An 18,116-nucleotide genomic window follows, 5' to 3' on the forward strand; every position below is an offset into this window, starting at 1 on the left:
ATTAGTGTTGGAAACAAATTGGGCTGGCTTATGCTGACCCTGAACAGTAAGCACGACGGAGGATGGCACGATGCTTCAGAAAAACCTCACCCAGAAAACCGACTTCTATATCGATGGGGCGTGGCGTGCCCCAATGGAAGCCAAATCCATCGAGGTCATCAATCCTGCCGATGAAAAGCCTTATGCCGCCATCTCGGCAGGTTCTGCGAAAGATATAGATCTGGCGGTCGCTGCCGCACGCAATGCTTTTCCATCCTGGAGCGAAACGCCGGCCGCAGAACGCATCGGCTATATCCGACGTATCGTCGAAATTTACGAATCTCACCTGGACGAAATGGCCAAGACGATTTCACTCGAAATGGGCGCTCCAATTAAGCTCGCTCGGGAATCGCAAGCTGCAGCAGGCCTATCGCATACAAAAGCCTTCATCGCCGCGTTTGAGAACTTTGAATTCGAAGAGATACTTTCCTCAAAGTATCCGAACCAGACGGTTGTGCGCGAACCAATTGGCGTTTGCGGCCTCATTACGCCGTGGAACTGGCCAATGAACCAGATCGCGCTGAAAGTTATTCCCGCGCTAGCCGTTGGTTGCACAGTCGTGTTGAAGCCTTCGGAAATTGCACCATTGTCGGCCATGCTCTTTGCAGAATTTTTGGATCAGGCTGGCGTTCCAAAGGGTGTTTTCAATCTCGTCAATGGCGAAGGCGCTATCGTTGGCGAAGCTTTGTCACAACACCCGGATATCGACATGATGTCTTTCACCGGTTCAACGCGCGCCGGAACAGCGGTTTCCCGCGCGGCAGCAACAACAGTAAAGCGGGTCTCGCTGGAACTTGGCGGTAAATCACCAAACATCGTTTTTGCCGATGCCGATCTTGAAAAAACCATTGCGCGCAGCCTCGCTCACTGTTTCGAGAATACCGGACAGTCCTGTAATGCACCGACACGCATGCTTGTTGAACGATCCGTTTATGACAAGGCGGTTGAACTCGCCAGGAAGGTGACTGAAGGTACGAAGGTCGGCGACCCTGCACAAGAAGGCGATCATATCGGCCCGCTGTCCTCATCGATCCAGTTCGAGAAGGTTCAGACGCTGATCCAGAAAGGCATCGATGAAGGCGCGCGACTTGTGGCCGGCGGCACCGGTCGCCCATATGGCTTCTCCGAAGGAGATTTCGTCAAGCCAACCGTCTTTGCTGACGTGAACAATGATATGATGATTGCCCGCGAAGAAATCTTCGGTCCAGTACTCGCCATGATCCCGTTCGATACAGAAGAGGAAGCAATCGCTATCGCCAACGATACACCTTACGGGCTTGCAGCTTATATCCAGACCGGAAGCCCGGAACGGGCAAAGCGTGTGGCCCGCAAACTGCGTGCAGGTATGGTGCAGATCAACGGCACCTCGCGTGCGCCGGGCAGCCCGTTCGGAGGATACAAGCAATCGGGTAATGGTCGCGAAGGCGGGAAATGGGGTCTGGAAGATTTCATGGAAGTAAAGCTTATCAGCGGCTAACCAATAAGATGACAATAAAAAAGCGCCGTTTAACGGCGCTTTTTTAGTCTTTTACTCGAAGTCAATTTTTCCCGATAACTCGAATGCGCTGATCGCCGCCAATATCTATAAACTGCGTTGGTGGCGGCACTTCATGAACGTCGTGCGTACCGAAGCTTTCGGGGTAAAACGCATAACCTTCTGGTGCACGAGGCGGGTTGGTGTCGTCGATTAGACGACCGCCCGTCAATTCCGTCATCGGATCAGGAATGGCCGAAATCAGTCGTCGCGTATAGGGATGTGTTGGGTTCGCGAATATCCGATCCCACGGACCACTCTCAACAATCTGTCCGAAATACATCACCGCCACGCGATCGCTCATGTGTTCTACGACGCTCAAATCATGGCTGATCATGATGTAGGAAAGACCAAGTCGCTCTTTCAGCTCCAGCAGCAGATTGATGATCTGCGCCCGGATCGAAACATCGAGTGCAGAGACAGGCTCATCCAGCACAATGACTTTGGGATTAAGCAGCAAGGCGCGCGCAATCCCAATACGCTGGCGTTGACCGCCGGAAAACTCGTGTGGGAAACGTTTTGCCTGTTCGGGCTTCAATCCGACGAGACGCAGAATTTCCTCTACGCGTCCATCAACTTCGCTGCGCGATGTCACACCATGAAGTCGCAAAGGTGCGGCGAGTGATGTATAGACCGACTGACGCGGATTGAGTGAAGCAAACGGATCTTGAAAGACCATCTGCGCCATCTTCGCCCGTTCCAGTCGCGAAGGTTCATTCTTGCCAGTGATCGGACGCCCCTCAAAATAGATCTGACCGCTGGTCGGTTTCTGCAAACCGACGATGGAGAGTGCGAGCGTAGATTTGCCACAGCCAGACTCACCTACGATGGACAAGCACTCGCCTTTGTTGAGGGTTAGGCTGAGATTGTTGACGGCGCGCAGCAATTGATTGGAGCGATTGAAGATGCCGCCACTCACCGGGAAGTAAACGCAGACATCATCGATGCTGACCAGCGGCTCTGCCAGTTTGGTTGAATGCATATCATTCATGATGGAAACACCTCACCACACCAGCATCCTCAAGTGGCGTCCAGCCCGGCTTTTGCGCGCGGCAAATATCGGTCGCGCGCGTGCAGCGCGGCTCAAATCTGCAGCCTTTAGGAAAGGCCGAGATAGAAGGTACGACGCCTTCGATTTCTTGAAGCCGCAACTGGCCTTCTTTCTGACGTGAGCCAAGCTGCGGGAGCGAAGCAAGAAGGCCATGCGCATAAGGGTGCGCCGGATGATGGAACAGGCCCGATGTTATCCGCTCTTCGACCAGATGCCCGGCATACATGACACCGACGCGGCGGCACATTTTGGCAATCACACCAAGATCGTGACTGATCATGAGTACAGAGGTTCCCCGCGCTGTGCAAAGCTCCTGCATCAGACGCAGAATTTCCGCCTGAACCGTCACATCAAGCGCAGTCGTGGGCTCATCAGCGATCAGCAGATCGGGATCACACGCAAGCGCGATAGCGATCATCACCCTCTGACGCATACCGCCAGACATCTGGTGCGGATAATTCTTCACGCGTTGCTCCGGCGCGGGCACCTGAACACTGGCTAATGCTTCGACCGCCTTGCGTTCTGCCTCATGCCAGGTTGCACCCTGATGCAGCACAAACATTTCTGCAATCTGCCGCCCTACAGGTGAAAGCGGATTGAGTGCGGTCATCGGCTCCTGAAAGATCATCGCGATGCGATTGCCACGCAGCCTTCGCATTTCGCGTGACGACATGGAACGCAAATCCTGCCCTTTGAAACGTATCGCTCCTCCCGTTATGCTCAACGGTTTGCGCAGCAGCCCAATCATCGACAAAGCGGTGATGCTTTTTCCGCAACCGGATTCTCCCACCAGTCCGAATGTTTCACCAGCGCCAATTGTGAAGGATACGTCTTCAACGACATTATGCTTGGTCGAACCGGACACAATATCGATCCGCAGGTTTTCGACCTCGAGAAGTGTTTGCTCGCTCATACCTTGCGCGTCCTCATATGCGGGTCGAGCCAGTCGCGAAGACCGTCACCGAACAGATTGAGTCCAAGCACTGTGAAGAAGATGGCAAGACCGGGGAACACGGCTGCCCATGGTGCATTCACGATCAACTCACGTGCATCAGTGAGCATATTGCCCCAACTTGGATCTGGAGGACTGATACCAAGACCAAGATAGGAAAGTGCTGCTTCTGCGAGGATCGCGTCACCCATTCCGAGTGTGCCGATCACAAGGATGGGTCCAATCATGTTCGGCACGATCTGCGTAATCATGATACGAACATCGCTATAACCAAGCATCTTGGCGGCCTGAATATAGCCCTGCTTCTTGAGCGAAAGGGTGGAACTGCGCGCAATACGGCACGTCCAGGACCAGTTTGTAAGACCGAGTGCGAGCAAAAGGCTCGGCAAACCGGGGCCGAGAACAGCCATGATCGCCAAAGCGAAGATCAGCGACGGGATAGCCAGCATGAGATTTGTGAGACCATTGACGAAATCGTCCCACCAGCCGCCGAAATAGCCAGCAGAAATTCCAAAACAGAGGCCAATGACCGTGTTGATGCACTGTGAGACCACACCAACGGTCAATGACACCTGCGCGCCATAAAGGATGCGCGAATAGACATCGCGTCCTTGCGCATCGGTGCCGAACCAGAATTGTGCATCGGGCGGCAGTTCGGCATTCATCAAATCGGCATCGAGGACCGGATTGTAGTGCGCCAGCAGTGACGCGAAGACGGCTGCTGCCACGATGACGATGCACACGAACCCGCCGAATACAAGATTGAAACGCAGCTTCATGGGCTTACTCGTGGCTTATGCGCGGATCGATGACCGCATAGAGAATGTCAACGATTGTATTGATGACCAGAAACCACAATACGATCACGAGAATTGCCCCCTGCACGACGGGGATATCGCGCAGCGAAACGCTGTCAATCAACAATGAGCCAAGGCCCGGCCAGGAAAACAGTTTCTCAACCACCACCGCCTGCCCCATCATCGATCCGAACTGCAGGCCAATTGTCGTAATGATCAGCACCAGTGCATTGCGCATGACATGCCATTTCACGAGCCTGAAACTGTTCATTCCTTTTGAGCGGGCGGTGCGGATGAAATCGGCGCCCATCACTTCAAGCACGGCTGCACGCGTTGTTCTTGCAAGCAATGCCAGTGGCGCCACCCCCAAGGTCAGCGCCGGCAGAATGATGTTCCTTATACCACCATCACCGTAACCGAAACTTGGTAACCAACCGAGTGTAAGTGCAAAGAGATACATTGCGAGCAGGCCTAGCCAGAATTGCGGCAGTGAAAGGCCAGAGACCGCGCCTATCATAGTCACACTGTCGAGAATGCTTCCGGGCTTCAGTGCCGCTATAAATCCAAGCGGCACACCGATCAGGATCGCAAAGCCCATGGCCGCGAAAGCAAGCTTCAACGTCGGCCACATACGCTCCTGAATAAGCGAGACAACCGGCTGCCTTGACCGATAGGACGTACCGAGATCAAACTGCGCCAGTTGAACCAGGTAATTGCCAAAACGCACATGGACAGGCTTGTCGAGGCCGAATTCCTGGGTGATTTTTTCGACCATCTTCGGGTCGTTCATGCCCTTGCCATTGGCAATAAGGCCGGATGCGATACTGCCCGGAACCACACTGAAAATGACGAAGATAAGCAGGGACACCGCAACAACTGTCGGTATCATCTGCAGGACGCGCCGGAGAATAAAATAAAGCACTTGGTCCTCCTTTCGGATCAGCGTAGATTACGCTGGAGCAAAGGGGATCAGTGGCCCGCCCGAAATCGAGCGGGCCGATCCTTGTCAGCCGGAATTAACGCCCGGACGGAACCGTGTCGTCGACCCAAAGCTTTTCATAGGACTGGACCGCGAGCTCTGCCGAGTTCGGCTGCAGACCATGCAGCCACGGCTGATGCGCCATGACCGCCTTGTTGTAGTTGAAGAACCAGACCGGCGCTTCTTCCTGCAACAGGTTGTTGGCTTTCTTCAAAAGCTCGTTCTTCTCTTCTTCGGCTTTAGCCAGTTTTGCCGCATCAACAATCTTGTCGAATTCAGCGTTAGAGAACTTTTGATAGTTGCACGCGGATTGAGGGGTCGTGGAGTAGAAGCACTGCATCGCTGTCAATGCATCTGGGCCGCTTTCAAGCGACCACATATAGGCTTGGAAGTTGCCAGCCGGAACCACATCGGCAAGAACAGATGCTTCCACCGGCTTTGCCTTTACCTTGATACCGACTTTCGCGAGCATCGGAATGATCGCTTGAACGATGGTCAAGCCCCAGCTCTCGTTCTGTGTTGCCGTAAGCTCGAATTCGAAGCCATCGGGATAACCAGCTTCTGCAAGCAAGGCTTTTGCTTTTTCAGGGTCGTATGGATAAGGCTTCGCATCCTTATCGAAGGCTGGCGATGAGTTTGGCAGCCAACCAACCGCGCGATAGGCCTTGTCTTTGACGAGCCTCTTGATGATGAGATCGCTATCGATAGCGTAGTTGATTGCTTGACGGACACGCTTGTCCTGGAACGGCTTGAAATCCGGATTAAAGCCGACGGCGCGCGTATAGACCTCGGCTACCTCGACCATGTTCTTCGCAAGTTCAGGATCGGCAAGATAGGCAGTGTACTGCGCCGGTCCGAGCACTGCTACGTCGATTTCCTTGTTGCGGAATGCGACGTCGCGAGCAGCAGCATCGCCCATGATCATGATATTGATCTTGTCCGCGTATGGCTTGCCTTTTTCATAGTACTTGTCCCACTTCTCGACCGTCAAACGGGAACCGGGAACATATTCTGCAAACTTGTAGGGTCCAAGACCGATAGGATGACGCTGAAACTCTTCGTTATCGCCCTCACCAGCCGGGTAAATGGAAGTGTTGTTGCGCATGAACTGGAAGCCCGGATCAATTGGCTGCTTGAGTGTGATCTCGAGCGTATGATCGTCGATCTTCTTCAGACCGGAAATTTCCTTGGCTTTGCCTTGAGAATATTCCTCTGCACCTTTGATTTCGGCAATATAACGTGCCGGAGGGAAAGCCTTTTTCGGATCCATTATCCGGGTATAGCTCCAGATGATGTCATCGGCTGTCAAAGGCCTGCCATTGTGGAAAAATGCATCCTGACGAAGCTTGTAAGTATAGACCAGCCTGTCGTCGGACACAGCCACATCAGTCGCAAGTCCGAGTACCGGCTTGTTGAGATCAGCATCCCAATCATAGAGCGTACGGTGAATGGCCTTGGCGTAGAACTCGTCCTGCGTAGCAGGCGAAGCCTGAATGTCGAGTGTCGAGAAGCTGTCACCATAAGGTGCAACGAAATTGATGACGCCTCCCGAACGCGGCTCGTCCGCAGCATAGGCCGCTGTTCCAGCCAATAGAACTGCGGACAGTGCCGCCAGCATTGCGAATTTTCTCATGTTGTTCCCCTTCATGGATTTCATTCTTGCGATTCAACCGAACCGTTCGTTCGGGCAGCTCCGTCGAAACCTCGCCGCCCGAAATTGCCCTGAAGCGTTTGCGCTTCAATTCTTTTTATCTATCCCCGGATATCGGGAGCATATGTATCAGGATCGTTCGAATACGATTTCTCCATCGCGTATGGTAAGAACACAGTGCGTATCGTTGAGAATCTCTTCCGGTTTTGCGGTGAGCATATTGCGTGAAAAGACTGCCAGATCAGCGACCTGCCCCGGTATGAGCTTACCCTTCACATTCTCAAGCTTCTGAGAAAACGCTCCAAACTCCGTATAGACCTGAAGAGCCTCTTCGATTGTCACGCATTCACGAGCATCCATCACTGTTCCCTTACCCGTTTCACGTGTCAGCATCGAATAGATATTCGGGTAGGGATTCGGGTGACAGACAGGTGAATCGCTACCGGTCGCAGGCTTGAAACCGAGATCTTTCCAGGTCTTCAGCGGATAACTGGAAAGTGCGCGCTCCTCACCGAGAACAGAAATATAGGCATCGCCAAAGTCGTAGATGAAAACCTGCTGCGGACATGGATAGATGCCAGCTTTTTTCATCCGCTCGTGCTGTTCCGGCGTGGAGAAACCGCAATGTTCGATACGGTGACGACGGTCAGGATCGGGATGCGCTGCAAGCGCCTTTTCGTAGGCGGTAATGAGCTGACCAATCGCTGCATCACCGATTGCGTGGCAGGCAAGCTGATAACCCTTTTTGTGAGCATCAAGCACCAGCGCTTCCAGTTCCGCATCCGGCAATATCTGTACGCCGATATTATTATCGTCGCCGAGATAAGGCTTGCTCATCCATGCTGTCCGCCCACCTGCCGAACCATCAAGGAAAATCTTGACCGCACCAACCGTCAGCATGTCATCACCGGCCCCGGACACCAGTCCAGCCTCATAACATTTCTCGACAATCGACGGGCCAGGGTCGCCTAACAGGACAAGCCATGTGCGTACCGGCAATCTTTTCTGAAGCTTCGCAACATTATAGGCGCGAATTTCATCAAAGCCCGCAACCTGCCCGACGGCTGCATCCATGACGCTGGTAATGCCATATGAGAGCAACAAATTGCCTGCAGCCTCAATGGCTTCGATCATCTCTTCAGTCGTTGCCTTCGGAATCGCCTTGCGAACTGCACCTTGTGCATTTTCGGCAACCATTCCGGTCAACGTCCCATTTCGCTGTTCGATCAAACCACCATCCGGCACTGACGATTTTTCATCTATTCCAGCCAGCTCAAAGGCTTTGGAGTTGAAAATCGAAACGTGGCCACAGGCGCGCACCAGCATGACCGGGTGGTTTGGTGCCACGGCGTCGAGCTCTGATTTATGTGGATGGCGACCTACATCGAGCTTGGTTTGGTCGTAACCGCGAGCTCTAATCCATGCTCCCGGAGGTGCCGAAGCAGCCGCATCCCGAATCGCATCGAGCAAGCTTTGCAATGTCGGCGCTGCCTGAGGCGTCGCGTCGATCCACTTGAGTGTCAGTCCGACGGAAATTAGATGCAAATGAGCATCATTCAGTCCGGGCGTAGCAAAGCGCCCTTTCAGATCGACCAAATGCGTATTGTCGCCCTTCAAAGACCAAACTTGGTCCTTCGTACCCGTTGCAAGAACCTTGCCTTGCCAGATTGCCAGGGCTTCAACTGTGCCCTCTTCATATCCACACCAGATAGTACCGTTATAAACTATTGTATCGGCACACAATTCGGGCATTACAGGCATTTCAGCGATCCCCTCCCTACGTCACGCTTTTTATAAGTGCAGGGAGATTTCCATTGTTGCTTTGAACGATCAAGCCGTGGATTTGTTAAATTTAGAGGGGCAAACTGTTCAAAATGACAACTATACGGTCAATTTGCCGAAATTTTTGCAAAGTTGAGTCGAAATTTAACGCACAAAACGACAAAGACTACCGCCAAAATGACAGCCCCGCCTCTCCTGCCAGTAATCGCAGCTTATAAATGTCAACGAACAGGCGAAGTATGAACGGCGATCACCCGTTAGAGTGTCGCACGATCCAGAAAATCTGGATTAACGGCATACCCCCGAGCCCGTTCCTTGGCGACTGATGAGACCAGCGCATTAGCCGCCAAGGGATGTGGAACAAAGGCGTCCCAGTCGACATGACCGCGACGCCGTGAAAAACGACGATCAACCCATCAATACGCCGAGCCTGGTAACCGCTCTGCCAGTTGCTCAGGCGTTAGCAAATCCGCATGATGGGCGCGTGCAACATCCGGATGTGACCGGAGGCGACTTTTGAGATTGTTTGCACCGACTTCACGGAAGATCGGGTTCAGCGCATCGACGGTCACGCCGCGTTCCTTGGTCTTCAACTCATCCGGTAAGTCTATCACCGGGATCGTTGCATCGTATCGGGCACCAAGAAAGAACGCGACAGAGAAACGTTCCACGCCGGCCGGGGGAGCGACGACACCATGCATATCCGCACGCACAAATCCATTGGTGGCAAGTTCGAGCAGTTCCCCCGTATTGACGACAAACGTGCCGGGAACCGGCGGTGCGTCAATCCACTCGCCATCTTCTTGCTGGACGCGCAGACCGGGGACGACATCTTGCAGCAGCACGGTGACGAAACCGCCGTCCTTGTGGGCTCCCACTCCCTGCTCACTTTCCGCTACATCACGCCCCGGGTACCGGATAATCTTCAATAGCTGGGATGGATACGGCTCATAGATCTGGGCGAAAAAATCTTCCGGTTGCCCAAGAGAGGCAGCGATTGCTTTCAGAATATCGATACCGACGCGCGTTACTTCGGCCTGATAGGCGAGCAGCAACGGCTTGAGTTCGGGCAATGCTTCCGGCCATTGGTTTGGACCAATCAGACGCTTCCATGCCGGGCTACCGGCACCGATCGCAGCCGGTTCCGATTCAGTGTTGATATCGAGCTGCTCGCGCCAATCCTGCTGACCGCGCGTACGTTCAAAACCAGCACGGTTGTAGCCGCGAAAATGCGACGACTTTACCATTTCTATCTTGAGTTTTTCTTCCGCTGGAAGTGCGAAAAACTTCTTTGCCGTCGCAACCACATCTTCCACGAGCTTTGGGTCGACACCATGCCCTGTAAGATAGAAAAAGCCATGGTCATGAAGCGTGCTGCGTAGCTCTTCAATAAAATTGCTACGCTCTTCGGCAGTTCCATTGAAACGCGACAAGTCGAGCAAAGGCAGATTGATTGGGGTGGTGTGTATAGTCATTGAAACCTCCTGAAAAACTCTCAGCGCGAGCGACGGCTGCGTGCCACGCGGTGATTGACGAGACGAGCGGCATAGTCGCCCGTGATCTGGATCGACTGCACGATAGCAACCAGAATGATGACGACAGCAACCATGACTTCCGGCATTAAACGCTGATAACCGAAGCGAATTCCCATATCACCCAGACCGCCGCCGCCGACGGTTCCAGCCATCGCCGAATATCCGACAAGGCTGACAAGAGTAACCGTTTGCCCGGCGATGATACCAGGCAGCGCCTCAGGCAAAAGCACTTTGAAAATGATCTGAATTGGCGATGCGCCCATGCTTTCGGCAGCCTCGACCAAGCTTTGGTCCACTTCACGCATCGCTGTTTCGGCGAGTCGTGCATAAAGTGGGGTGATTGCCGCTGTTAGCGGAACTATGGCCGCATAGGTGCCAACGGTGGTTCCGGCGATCAGCCGCGTCAATGGAATGATCGCCACCATCAGAATGATGAATGGTGTGGACCGAACCAGATTGACAGCCGTCCCCGCCACGCGATTGAAGACCGGTCTCTCAAGAAACTGGCCCGGGCTGGTCACGACCAGCACAACACCCAGTGGCAAACCTATCAATGTGGACAGGATGGCAGATGCAGCCACCATAGTGGCCGTCTGCTTCAGCGCTTCAAGCAATAGCCCAACGAGCGCCGGTGGAAACAGATCGGACAACATGACCTATGACCTCTCCATGAAGATTGAGTGAAGAAAGATAGCTGCGGACATCCGCAAGATTGGCCGAAGCCCCCTCAGCGACGAGTGTCATGATGCCCAAAGGTTGCCCAGCAATATAGTCTATGCGTCCATGCAGTATGTTCGGATTGATCCCAAAGCGCCGTACCAATGTTGCAACAACCGGTGCGTGCGCAGCTTCGCCGGAGAAAATGATGCGAAGAACGGGGTCTGACCCAGCAATCGGTTCCCGAAGCAGCCGCTGCGATACTTCCGACGGTAAATCGTGGGCAACGATACTTGCCAAAAACGACCGGGCGATAGCGGACCGCGGAAAGGCGAAGACATCGAAGGTCCCCCCGCTTTCAACAACCCTGCCGCCATCAAGAACCGTCACATGGTCTGCGATCTGGCGCACGACATCCATTTCATGCGTAATGAGTACAATCGTCAGCCCCAGCCGCCGATTGATATCCTTCAATAGCGAAAGAATTTGCTCCGTGGTTTCCGGATCAAGCGCCGATGTCGCCTCATCCGACAGCAAAACGCTCGGTTCCAGAGCCAATGCCCGCGCGATACCTACACGCTGTTTCTGACCGCCAGACAATTCTGATGGATAAGCATCAGCCTTTTCCTTGAGGCCCACCAGATCCAGTAGATCGTTCACTCGGCCTCTAATTTTGCTGTAGTCCACACCTGCCAGTTCCAAAGGTAGAGCTACATTTTCATAAGCAGTTCGAGAAGAAAGAAGGCTAAAGTGCTGAAATATCATCGATACTTCGCGCCGAAGTCGTCGTAATTCGCCTTGTCCAAGTGTTATGATCTCACGCCCGGAGATAAAAACCTCTCCGCTGTTTGGGCGCACAAGGCCATTGAGGCAGCGAACAAGCGTACTTTTTCCAGCGCCTGAACGGCCAATGATACCATGAATGGTTCCCTTGCCGATTTGAAGCGAGACATCGTCGATGATCGGACCGGCCTTCACGTCATAAGTCTTTGTCAGCGACCGTATGTCGATAATAGGCTGCACCGGCCCCCTCTCGTCCGGTACGGCATTCGACACTGGTTCGCTGCGCATGAGCACATTCATCTCACCAACCCGCTATAATGTTGCCGCCGAACTTCGTCTCGATGAAGGCTTTGACGTCGGGAGACTTATAGGCTTCGACAAGCGTCTTGACCCAGGGAGCGTTCTTATTTTTCTCGGCAACAGCAAGCAGGCAAAAATAATCAGAAAGCCGATCTTCGATCAGAATCGCATCACGGCTCGGCACCAGCCCGGCACTCAACGCAAAGTGTGAAGTGATAACCGAAAAATCTACGTCCTCCAGTGATCGCGGAAGTTGGGCCGTCTCCATCGGAACGATTTTGATCTTCTTCAGGTTATCAACAATATCGAGTTCCGTTGCGTTGAACGTCACGCCTGGGGTCAGCTTAAGGACACCACCAGCCTCGAGGAGCTTCAAGGCGCGACCCGCATTACTGGGATCGTTAGGAATGGAGACTTGCGCCCCTTCCGGTAGTTCATCGAGCGATTTGTATTTGCGTGAGTAGCCAGCCATAGGCAACAACACGGTCCTCCCGCCCACACCAACGAGATTGAGGCCGCGATCCTTGTTCTGCTGATCAAAATAAGGCGTATGTTGAAAACCATTGGCGTCCAGGTCGCCGTCATTCGTGGCTGGATCGATCAGCGCACCATCGGAAAACTCAACAATCTCGATATCAAGCCCCTTTGCTTTGGCGACAGGTGCAAGCGCCTCGGCGATCTCTGCATGCGGCCCGGACGTCACGCCAAAACGGATTTTCTCCGCTAATGAAGGTGAAGCCGCGAGTACAGAAAGGAGGGCCGCAGAAACAGCACTGCGCAAGAATGAAACTGAATGCATACTGATTTCCCTGTAGTGATATCGAAAGACGTCTAAGACGCAGCACGCCAATTCCGTTTGTTGTTCCACTTGGCCAGACGTGAAACGGCATCGCGCAGCGTTTCGTCACGTTTGGCGAAACAGAAACGCACATGGTTGCGTACATCACGCGCACCGTAAAAAGATGAGACCGGGACAGGAGTTACACCTGCTTCCAGTGTCAGCCGTCGGCAAAAATCGAGATCATCATCGCCGTGGTCAAGCTGCCGTATGTCGGCAACAGCGAAATAGGTGGCTGGCGCACTGGCGACTTCAAACCCGGCAGATTTGAGCCCTCCAACCAGTAAATCCCGCCGCGATGCCAGCGTTGCCCTAAGGTCGGCGAAGTAGTTATCAGGTAACGAAAGCCCAACGGCAATCGCCGACTGCAATGCCGGCGGCGTGGTGAAAGTGACATACTGATGAGCGCGAGCAATCGGTGCTAGAAGCTTCGCGGAAGCTGTCACATAGCCGACTTTCCATCCTGTCAATGAAAAGCTCTTTCCGGCGGAGCCAATTCGCACGACACGGTCGCGGACTTTCTCAACACCGAACATAGAATGAAACGGGCGACCATCGAAGACGAGATGTTCGTATACCTCATCCGAAACGATCACGAGATTATGCTTGATCGCGAGTTCAGCGAGAAAGTCCAACTCATCCAGATCGAATATCTTGCCAATTGGGTTCATCGGCGTATTGACGACAATGAGTTTGGTGCGAGGAGAGATCGCGTTTACCAGCTTCTCTCGCGGGAGTTCCCAATGAGGTGGCCTCAACCGTACAGGCACCACTTTCCCGCCAGCGCGCTGGATAAGTGTTGAATAAGCATCGTAAACCGGCTCGAACAGAATGACCTCGTCGCCCGTATTCAGATGTGCCAGAAACGTATCGGCCAGAGCTTCCGTAGCTCCAGAGGTCACCAGAACCTCTTTTTCCCAGTCAACGTCGAAACCGAGAAACCGTCTGGCGTTTTCTGCGACAGCCTGACGAAGAACCGGCAGGCCCATCATAGGTGGATATTGTTGCGAGGTTTCACGAAGAGCACGAGCAGCCGCCTCAAGAAGTTGAGAAGGTTCAAAGCCTTCTGGGAACCCCTGCCCCAGATTGATGGCTCCACGCTCGACAGCAAGCCGCGACATCGCCTCGAAAATCGATGTTCCCGCCTCGCCGAATATCGGATTAGCCACCGGCGCTCCCCTCTTTCAATCGAACTTACGGGGAGAAAGATAAAGCCTATAAAATTAGTAGACAAAGCATGGACTTGCCATTGTCGAGCGAGCGTGAGAAAGCTTTTTCAAATTTTGCAGATCGTAAACAGTTTTACATTCCGCAATCGCAATCACCTCTGATTCACACCGTCGCCCGACCATGACGATTGCGCCAGAGCTCTTCCGCTTTCTCAAAGAACTGCGCATAGCTTTCATTATCTGCAGACGCCGCTGTCATCATCGCCATAGCGGCTGTTGCTACGATCGTATTTTCTGCTCGTTTGTCCACGGCCGCACCGGACCAGACACCGGACCAGTATTCGAATGAACTGAAGTTTGAATGCTTGTCACTGCTCTCTCTGGAAAGAGTCGGGAGCAACAAATCCGTTTCACGGCCGGCGAGAAGCCTATGGATCGTATGCGTTCGGTGCGGAACCAGCTCGGCAACATCACGACTGGTTGAAACTACGGAGATCGACGATATGCCAAGAAGCGCCCCCGCATCGCGATGCAATTCACGATATGTCGGTTGGGTAACACCCAGAAATGATGCCTTGAGACTCATCGGATTGAGAAGATGAACAAGGCTGTTCATCGATGAACGTGACTCGAACAACGGATAAAGCGCCATCAGCGCGTGAATTTGAGGCGCAAAGCCGGCCATCGGCATGAAACAGATACCATGCGCTCTCAAAGCACTTTCAGCCAAGGAATGGGACGTTGCAATCGGCAGATTGATAGCTTCAGCCGCTATCTCAAGTTTGCCCGAGATTTCACCTGTACCGCAGTTGCCATGCATGACGACCGGATAGCCGGCCCGGGCGACCAACAGGGCCGACAGCATGAACCAGGGTGACTGCATGGAATTGGGCGACAGATAGGCTGGCCAATCCAGGGTCGGTATATTCAATCCCGGGTCGAACGAATAAATTCGTCTCGCCGCACGCACCATGCCTGCAAGTTCGGGAGCGGTTTCTCCGCGATAATGAATAAGCCGGAGCAATGCACTGATCTGCATCGGATCGGCGTTGCCTGTAAAAATCGTCGTGAATGCGTCTTCGGCTTCGGACATTTCGAGAGGACGGGTGTGCCCGACCTTTCGCCCTATCACTGCAATATATTTTGCAAGCCTCCTGACCGGATCGTTTTCGCCCTGAATATTGGCGAATTGTGCGGCAAGCTGTTCCGGTGTTGGATGATTTTCGAGCTCGACAACCTTGCGGATACCAAGCAGCGGCGGCGCTACAATGGCGCTTCGTTTCCACCCATGATGCCCAGTGCAGTTTGATTTCGGCAATTCAGTAAGATCCAAACTCAATAGCGTTTCAGCTTCGCTCGCCAGCCGCCGCAGCCGTCCACGCAACGCCTCTGCTTTTGGGGTTGCAACCATGTTTCGGCCAGAACGAACCAGAATGGGATCATTGAACTTCTCGCGAATCTGACCAAGCAACCGGCTCATGGCTGCAATGCTCAACCCCATCTGCTTGGCAGCACCGCCAACACTGCCTTCCACAAGAAGTGCATCAAGCGCGATCAACAGGCGCAATTGCCCCAGACGAAGACTTTCATTCTCACCTTTCTCCGTTTGTTGCTGGGTTTTCGCCTGCTTGTCCGACATCACTCTATCGCCCGTTCGTTTGTGGTTTTTGAAATTTGGAATGCTTATAAAACATGACGATTGACGTCACCTTGTTGCCATACATAAGGAGACTTGAAAACTCAACTTTAAACGGTGACGAAAATGACCAGCTTGTTTCGGGGATTGTGGGCCAACGGTACACAAGACAGGCGTTTGGCCAGCAAATCGCTCATTTATCGGGCGATCCTTGCGGGGACCTGCCTTTCCACAGCACTACTTCTGAGCGAAACGATTGCCATTGCGCAAACGGTAACCAACACTGCAGAAGAAGCAACTTCAGACGAAGCTGGTTCCAAGAAGAAAAAGTCATCTGCGACAGAAGCGGGCATCGAAACAACCGCTGACGGTGCCGTCAAGCTCAACCAAATCGTTGTCACTGCAACTGGGTTCGAACAGAATATCACCGACGCTCCGGCGAGCATCACAGTGGTTCCTGGCGAAGAGTTGGAAAAAGGCGCATATCGCGATCTAACCGATGCTCTGAAGGACGTTCAGGGCGTTACTGTCACTGGTTCGGCTGCCGAACGTGACATATTCATTCGCGGTCTCCCCGGTTCTTATACTCTTCTGCTCGTCGACGGAAAGCGCCAGAGCACGCGTGATGCACGTACCAATGGAAACTCGGGCTTTGAACAGAGCTTCCTGCCGCCGGCAAACGCGATTGAACGTATTGAAGTTATTCGTGGCCCAATGTCTTCGCTCTACGGATCGGACGCGATGGGCGGCGTCATCAATATTATCACCAAAAAAGTCTCTGACACGTGGAGCGGCTCGTTCACGGTAGACGGTACGGCGCAGCAACACTCAAAATTCGGCAATTCGCTTCAAGGCTCATATTATATCACAGGCCCACTCGTCCCGAACCTCGTCGGCGTGCAGGTCTGGGGTCGTGGACTGAAGCGTCAGGAAGATAAAATCATCAACGGAACGCCAGAGCAGAAAGATATTGACATCACCGGGCGCGTCACGATCACCCCGAATGAAGATCACGACATCATGCTCGAACTCGGCAAGACACGCCTTCGCCGTGATTCAACTGTCGGCAACAATATCGATCCGGTTCCAACGCGAGGAACTGCACCAGTCGATACTTATAACTACAATGATCGGGATCATTGGTCGATCAGTCACACCGGCCGTTGGGGTCCGACGACCTCTGACTTCTCCTTCATGCAGGAAACGGCCCGACGCAGCAGTTTCTCATGGGACAAGAAAAGCGGCAGCTTTGCTGAGGCAATGCGCTCGCCGCATATTCGCAACTCCATACTCGATGGAAAATTCACCACGCCTTTCGAACTCTATGGCAATCATACCCTCGTAACAGGTGGTCAATTCATGGATTCGGTTCTGACCGATCAGAATCCGGGCCGCCGCACCGGGCTCGATGAAGAGTTCGGCATCAAGCAGTGGGCACTCTTCGCCGAAGACGAGTGGTGGCTAACACCGGATTTTGGTTTGACCGGCGGTCTGCGTTTGGACCACCATGAGGTTTACGGATCACATTGGAGTCCACGCGGATATGCCGTTTGGCACGCGACAGAGCAACTGACCCTTAAGGGGGGCATTTCAACCGGCTTCCGCGCTCCTGAAATCCGCACTATTGCACCCGGCTATGCTTACACGACGGGTGGCGGAAATTGTACCTATGGCCCGAACGGCACTTGCGGTGTAATTATCGGCGACCCTAACCTGCAACCCGAAAAGAGCACCAGCTATGAAGCCAGCGCTCTTTGGGATAACCAGGAAGGCCTTCGTCTGGGTGCAACCTATTTCTATACGAAATTCACCGACAAGATCGCCAGCAATATCCAGTACGATCCAGTGACCGGCGAGCCGCGCCGCTGGGATCAGGATCCGAACTATGTTCTCTATTACAGCTACAATATTGATGAAGCTGTTTTGCAGGGTGTGGAACTGACTGGTGAATGGGAAGCCACTTCTACCCTGAATTTTCGTGCAAGCTACACCTATACGGATTCCGAACAAAAGACCGGCGAATACGCCGGGTTGCCATTGGCTCGTACACCGAAGCATATGGCAAGCATCCGCGCCGACTGGATGACCCCGGTCGAGGGACTGAAGGCCTGGGCTTCAGGGAACTACCATGGCGAGGAAATCAACGCAGGACTGCGCATTGGCACCGTAGGTGAACCCTATGCTTACAATGACAAGGGCGACGTTATTGCGCGCAAATACAAGGCTTATGCGACATTCGACATCGGCGGTTCGTATGATTTCAGCGAAAACGTAACCCTTAATGCAGCCGTTTATAATATCTTCGACAAAAAGACGGCTGTCGACGAACTCAACAACGTCGTTGAGGGGCGCCGCCTCTGGGTCGGCATGACCTCCCGCTTCTAGGATTGCAACAACCAGACGCCTGCCTGCG

The 18,116-nt window shown here is 53.4% G+C and carries 14 protein-coding genes; 2 read left to right on the forward strand and 12 right to left on the reverse strand.

The annotated features are described in order from the left end of the window. Nucleotides 1–70 precede the first annotated feature (70 nt). Nucleotides 71–1,516, forward strand: coding sequence for an aldehyde dehydrogenase family protein (locus tag ACYSN1_RS10355; protein WP_461725586.1), 1,446 nt, complete (start codon nt 71–73; stop codon nt 1,514–1,516). Nucleotides 1,517–1,577: 61 nt separating this feature from the next. Here ACYSN1_RS10355 and ACYSN1_RS10360 read toward each other — a convergent pair whose 3' ends face one another. The 12 genes from ACYSN1_RS10360 to ACYSN1_RS10415 all read right to left on the reverse strand — a co-directional run bounded on the left by ACYSN1_RS10360 (nt 1,578) and on the right by ACYSN1_RS10415 (nt 15,706). Then, on the reverse strand, nt 1,578–2,564 hold the full coding sequence (locus tag ACYSN1_RS10360) for an ABC transporter ATP-binding protein (RefSeq protein ID WP_461725587.1): 987 nt from the start codon (nt 2,562–2,564) through the stop codon (nt 1,578–1,580). After that, nucleotides 2,557–3,537: an ABC transporter ATP-binding protein gene (locus ACYSN1_RS10365; protein ID WP_461725588.1), complete on the reverse strand. Its 981-nt coding sequence runs from the start codon at nt 3,535–3,537 to the stop codon at nt 2,557–2,559. Before ACYSN1_RS10365 ends, ACYSN1_RS10360 begins: the two co-directional genes overlap by 8 nt. Then, complete coding sequence (locus ACYSN1_RS10370; protein WP_461725589.1) at nt 3,534–4,355, reverse strand: ABC transporter permease; 822 nt, start codon at nt 4,353–4,355, stop codon at nt 3,534–3,536. Before ACYSN1_RS10370 ends, ACYSN1_RS10365 begins: the two co-directional genes overlap by 4 nt. Before the next feature lie 4 nt (nt 4,356–4,359). Next, nucleotides 4,360–5,295, reverse strand: a complete 936-nt coding sequence (locus ACYSN1_RS10375; protein ID WP_461725590.1) for an ABC transporter permease — start codon at nt 5,293–5,295, stop codon at nt 4,360–4,362. Nucleotides 5,296–5,389: 94 nt separating this feature from the next. Next, nucleotides 5,390–6,985, reverse strand: coding sequence for an ABC transporter substrate-binding protein (locus ACYSN1_RS10380; protein WP_461725591.1), 1,596 nt, complete (start codon nt 6,983–6,985; stop codon nt 5,390–5,392). 147 nt (nt 6,986–7,132) lie between these two features. Continuing rightward, nucleotides 7,133–8,755 carry an amidohydrolase gene (locus ACYSN1_RS10385; RefSeq protein WP_461725871.1) on the reverse strand — a complete coding sequence of 541 codons (1,623 nt, stop codon included), beginning with the start codon at nt 8,753–8,755 and terminating at the stop codon, nt 7,133–7,135. Nucleotides 8,756–9,201: 446 nt separating this feature from the next. After that, nucleotides 9,202–10,260, reverse strand: a complete 1,059-nt coding sequence (locus tag ACYSN1_RS10390) for an isopenicillin N synthase family dioxygenase (protein ID WP_461725592.1) — start codon at nt 10,258–10,260, stop codon at nt 9,202–9,204. Between the two features lie 20 nt (nt 10,261–10,280). After that, complete coding sequence (locus ACYSN1_RS10395) at nt 10,281–10,973, reverse strand: methionine ABC transporter permease (RefSeq protein WP_461725593.1); 693 nt, start codon at nt 10,971–10,973, stop codon at nt 10,281–10,283. Beyond that, entirely contained in the window at nt 10,927–12,060 is a 1,134-nt protein-coding gene (locus ACYSN1_RS10400; RefSeq protein WP_461725594.1) for a methionine ABC transporter ATP-binding protein, read from the reverse strand. Before ACYSN1_RS10400 ends, ACYSN1_RS10395 begins: the two co-directional genes overlap by 47 nt. A gap of 1 nt (nt 12,061) precedes the next feature. Continuing rightward, nucleotides 12,062–12,859, reverse strand: coding sequence for a MetQ/NlpA family ABC transporter substrate-binding protein (locus tag ACYSN1_RS10405; protein WP_461725595.1), 798 nt, complete (start codon nt 12,857–12,859; stop codon nt 12,062–12,064). 32 nt (nt 12,860–12,891) lie between these two features. Further along, nucleotides 12,892–14,067, reverse strand: coding sequence for an aminotransferase (locus tag ACYSN1_RS10410; RefSeq protein WP_461725596.1), 1,176 nt, complete (start codon nt 14,065–14,067; stop codon nt 12,892–12,894). A 163-nt stretch (nt 14,068–14,230) separates the two neighbouring features. After that, nucleotides 14,231–15,706, reverse strand: a complete 1,476-nt coding sequence (locus tag ACYSN1_RS10415) for a glycosyl transferase family protein (RefSeq protein ID WP_461725597.1) — start codon at nt 15,704–15,706, stop codon at nt 14,231–14,233. Nucleotides 15,707–15,829: 123 nt separating this feature from the next. Here ACYSN1_RS10415 and ACYSN1_RS10420 point away from each other — a divergent pair, with 123 nt between their 5' ends. Beyond that, nucleotides 15,830–18,088 (forward strand): TonB-dependent receptor domain-containing protein, encoded by a 2,259-nt coding sequence (locus ACYSN1_RS10420; RefSeq protein ID WP_461725598.1) that lies wholly within the window; start codon nt 15,830–15,832, stop codon nt 18,086–18,088. Nucleotides 18,089–18,116 lie beyond the last annotated feature (28 nt).

The sequence above is a fragment of the Brucella sp. LJL56 genome (assembly GCF_054871705.1).

What these genes read in the sequence shown, in the direction of transcription:
- ACYSN1_RS10420 (WP_461725598.1), top strand. Translation starts at nt 15,830, where the DNA reads ATGACCAGCTTGTTTCGGGGATTGTGGGCCAACGGTACACAAGACAGG.
- ACYSN1_RS10400 (WP_461725594.1), bottom strand. Translation starts at nt 12,060, where the DNA reads ATGAATGTGCTCATGCGCAGCGAACCAGTGTCGAATGCCGTACCGGAC.
- ACYSN1_RS10360 (WP_461725587.1), bottom strand. Translation starts at nt 2,564, where the DNA reads ATGAATGATATGCATTCAACCAAACTGGCAGAGCCGCTGGTCAGCATC.
- ACYSN1_RS10390 (WP_461725592.1), bottom strand. Translation starts at nt 10,260, where the DNA reads ATGACTATACACACCACCCCAATCAATCTGCCTTTGCTCGACTTGTCG.
- ACYSN1_RS10380 (WP_461725591.1), bottom strand. Translation starts at nt 6,985, where the DNA reads ATGAGAAAATTCGCAATGCTGGCGGCACTGTCCGCAGTTCTATTGGCT.
- ACYSN1_RS10355 (WP_461725586.1), top strand. Translation starts at nt 71, where the DNA reads ATGCTTCAGAAAAACCTCACCCAGAAAACCGACTTCTATATCGATGGG.
- ACYSN1_RS10365 (WP_461725588.1), bottom strand. Translation starts at nt 3,537, where the DNA reads ATGAGCGAGCAAACACTTCTCGAGGTCGAAAACCTGCGGATCGATATT.
- ACYSN1_RS10395 (WP_461725593.1), bottom strand. Translation starts at nt 10,973, where the DNA reads ATGTTGTCCGATCTGTTTCCACCGGCGCTCGTTGGGCTATTGCTTGAA.
- ACYSN1_RS10370 (WP_461725589.1), bottom strand. Translation starts at nt 4,355, where the DNA reads ATGAAGCTGCGTTTCAATCTTGTATTCGGCGGGTTCGTGTGCATCGTC.
- ACYSN1_RS10405 (WP_461725595.1), bottom strand. Translation starts at nt 12,859, where the DNA reads ATGCATTCAGTTTCATTCTTGCGCAGTGCTGTTTCTGCGGCCCTCCTT.
- ACYSN1_RS10385 (WP_461725871.1), bottom strand. Translation starts at nt 8,755, where the DNA reads ATGCCCGAATTGTGTGCCGATACAATAGTTTATAACGGTACTATCTGG.
- ACYSN1_RS10415 (WP_461725597.1), bottom strand. Translation starts at nt 15,706, where the DNA reads ATGTCGGACAAGCAGGCGAAAACCCAGCAACAAACGGAGAAAGGTGAG.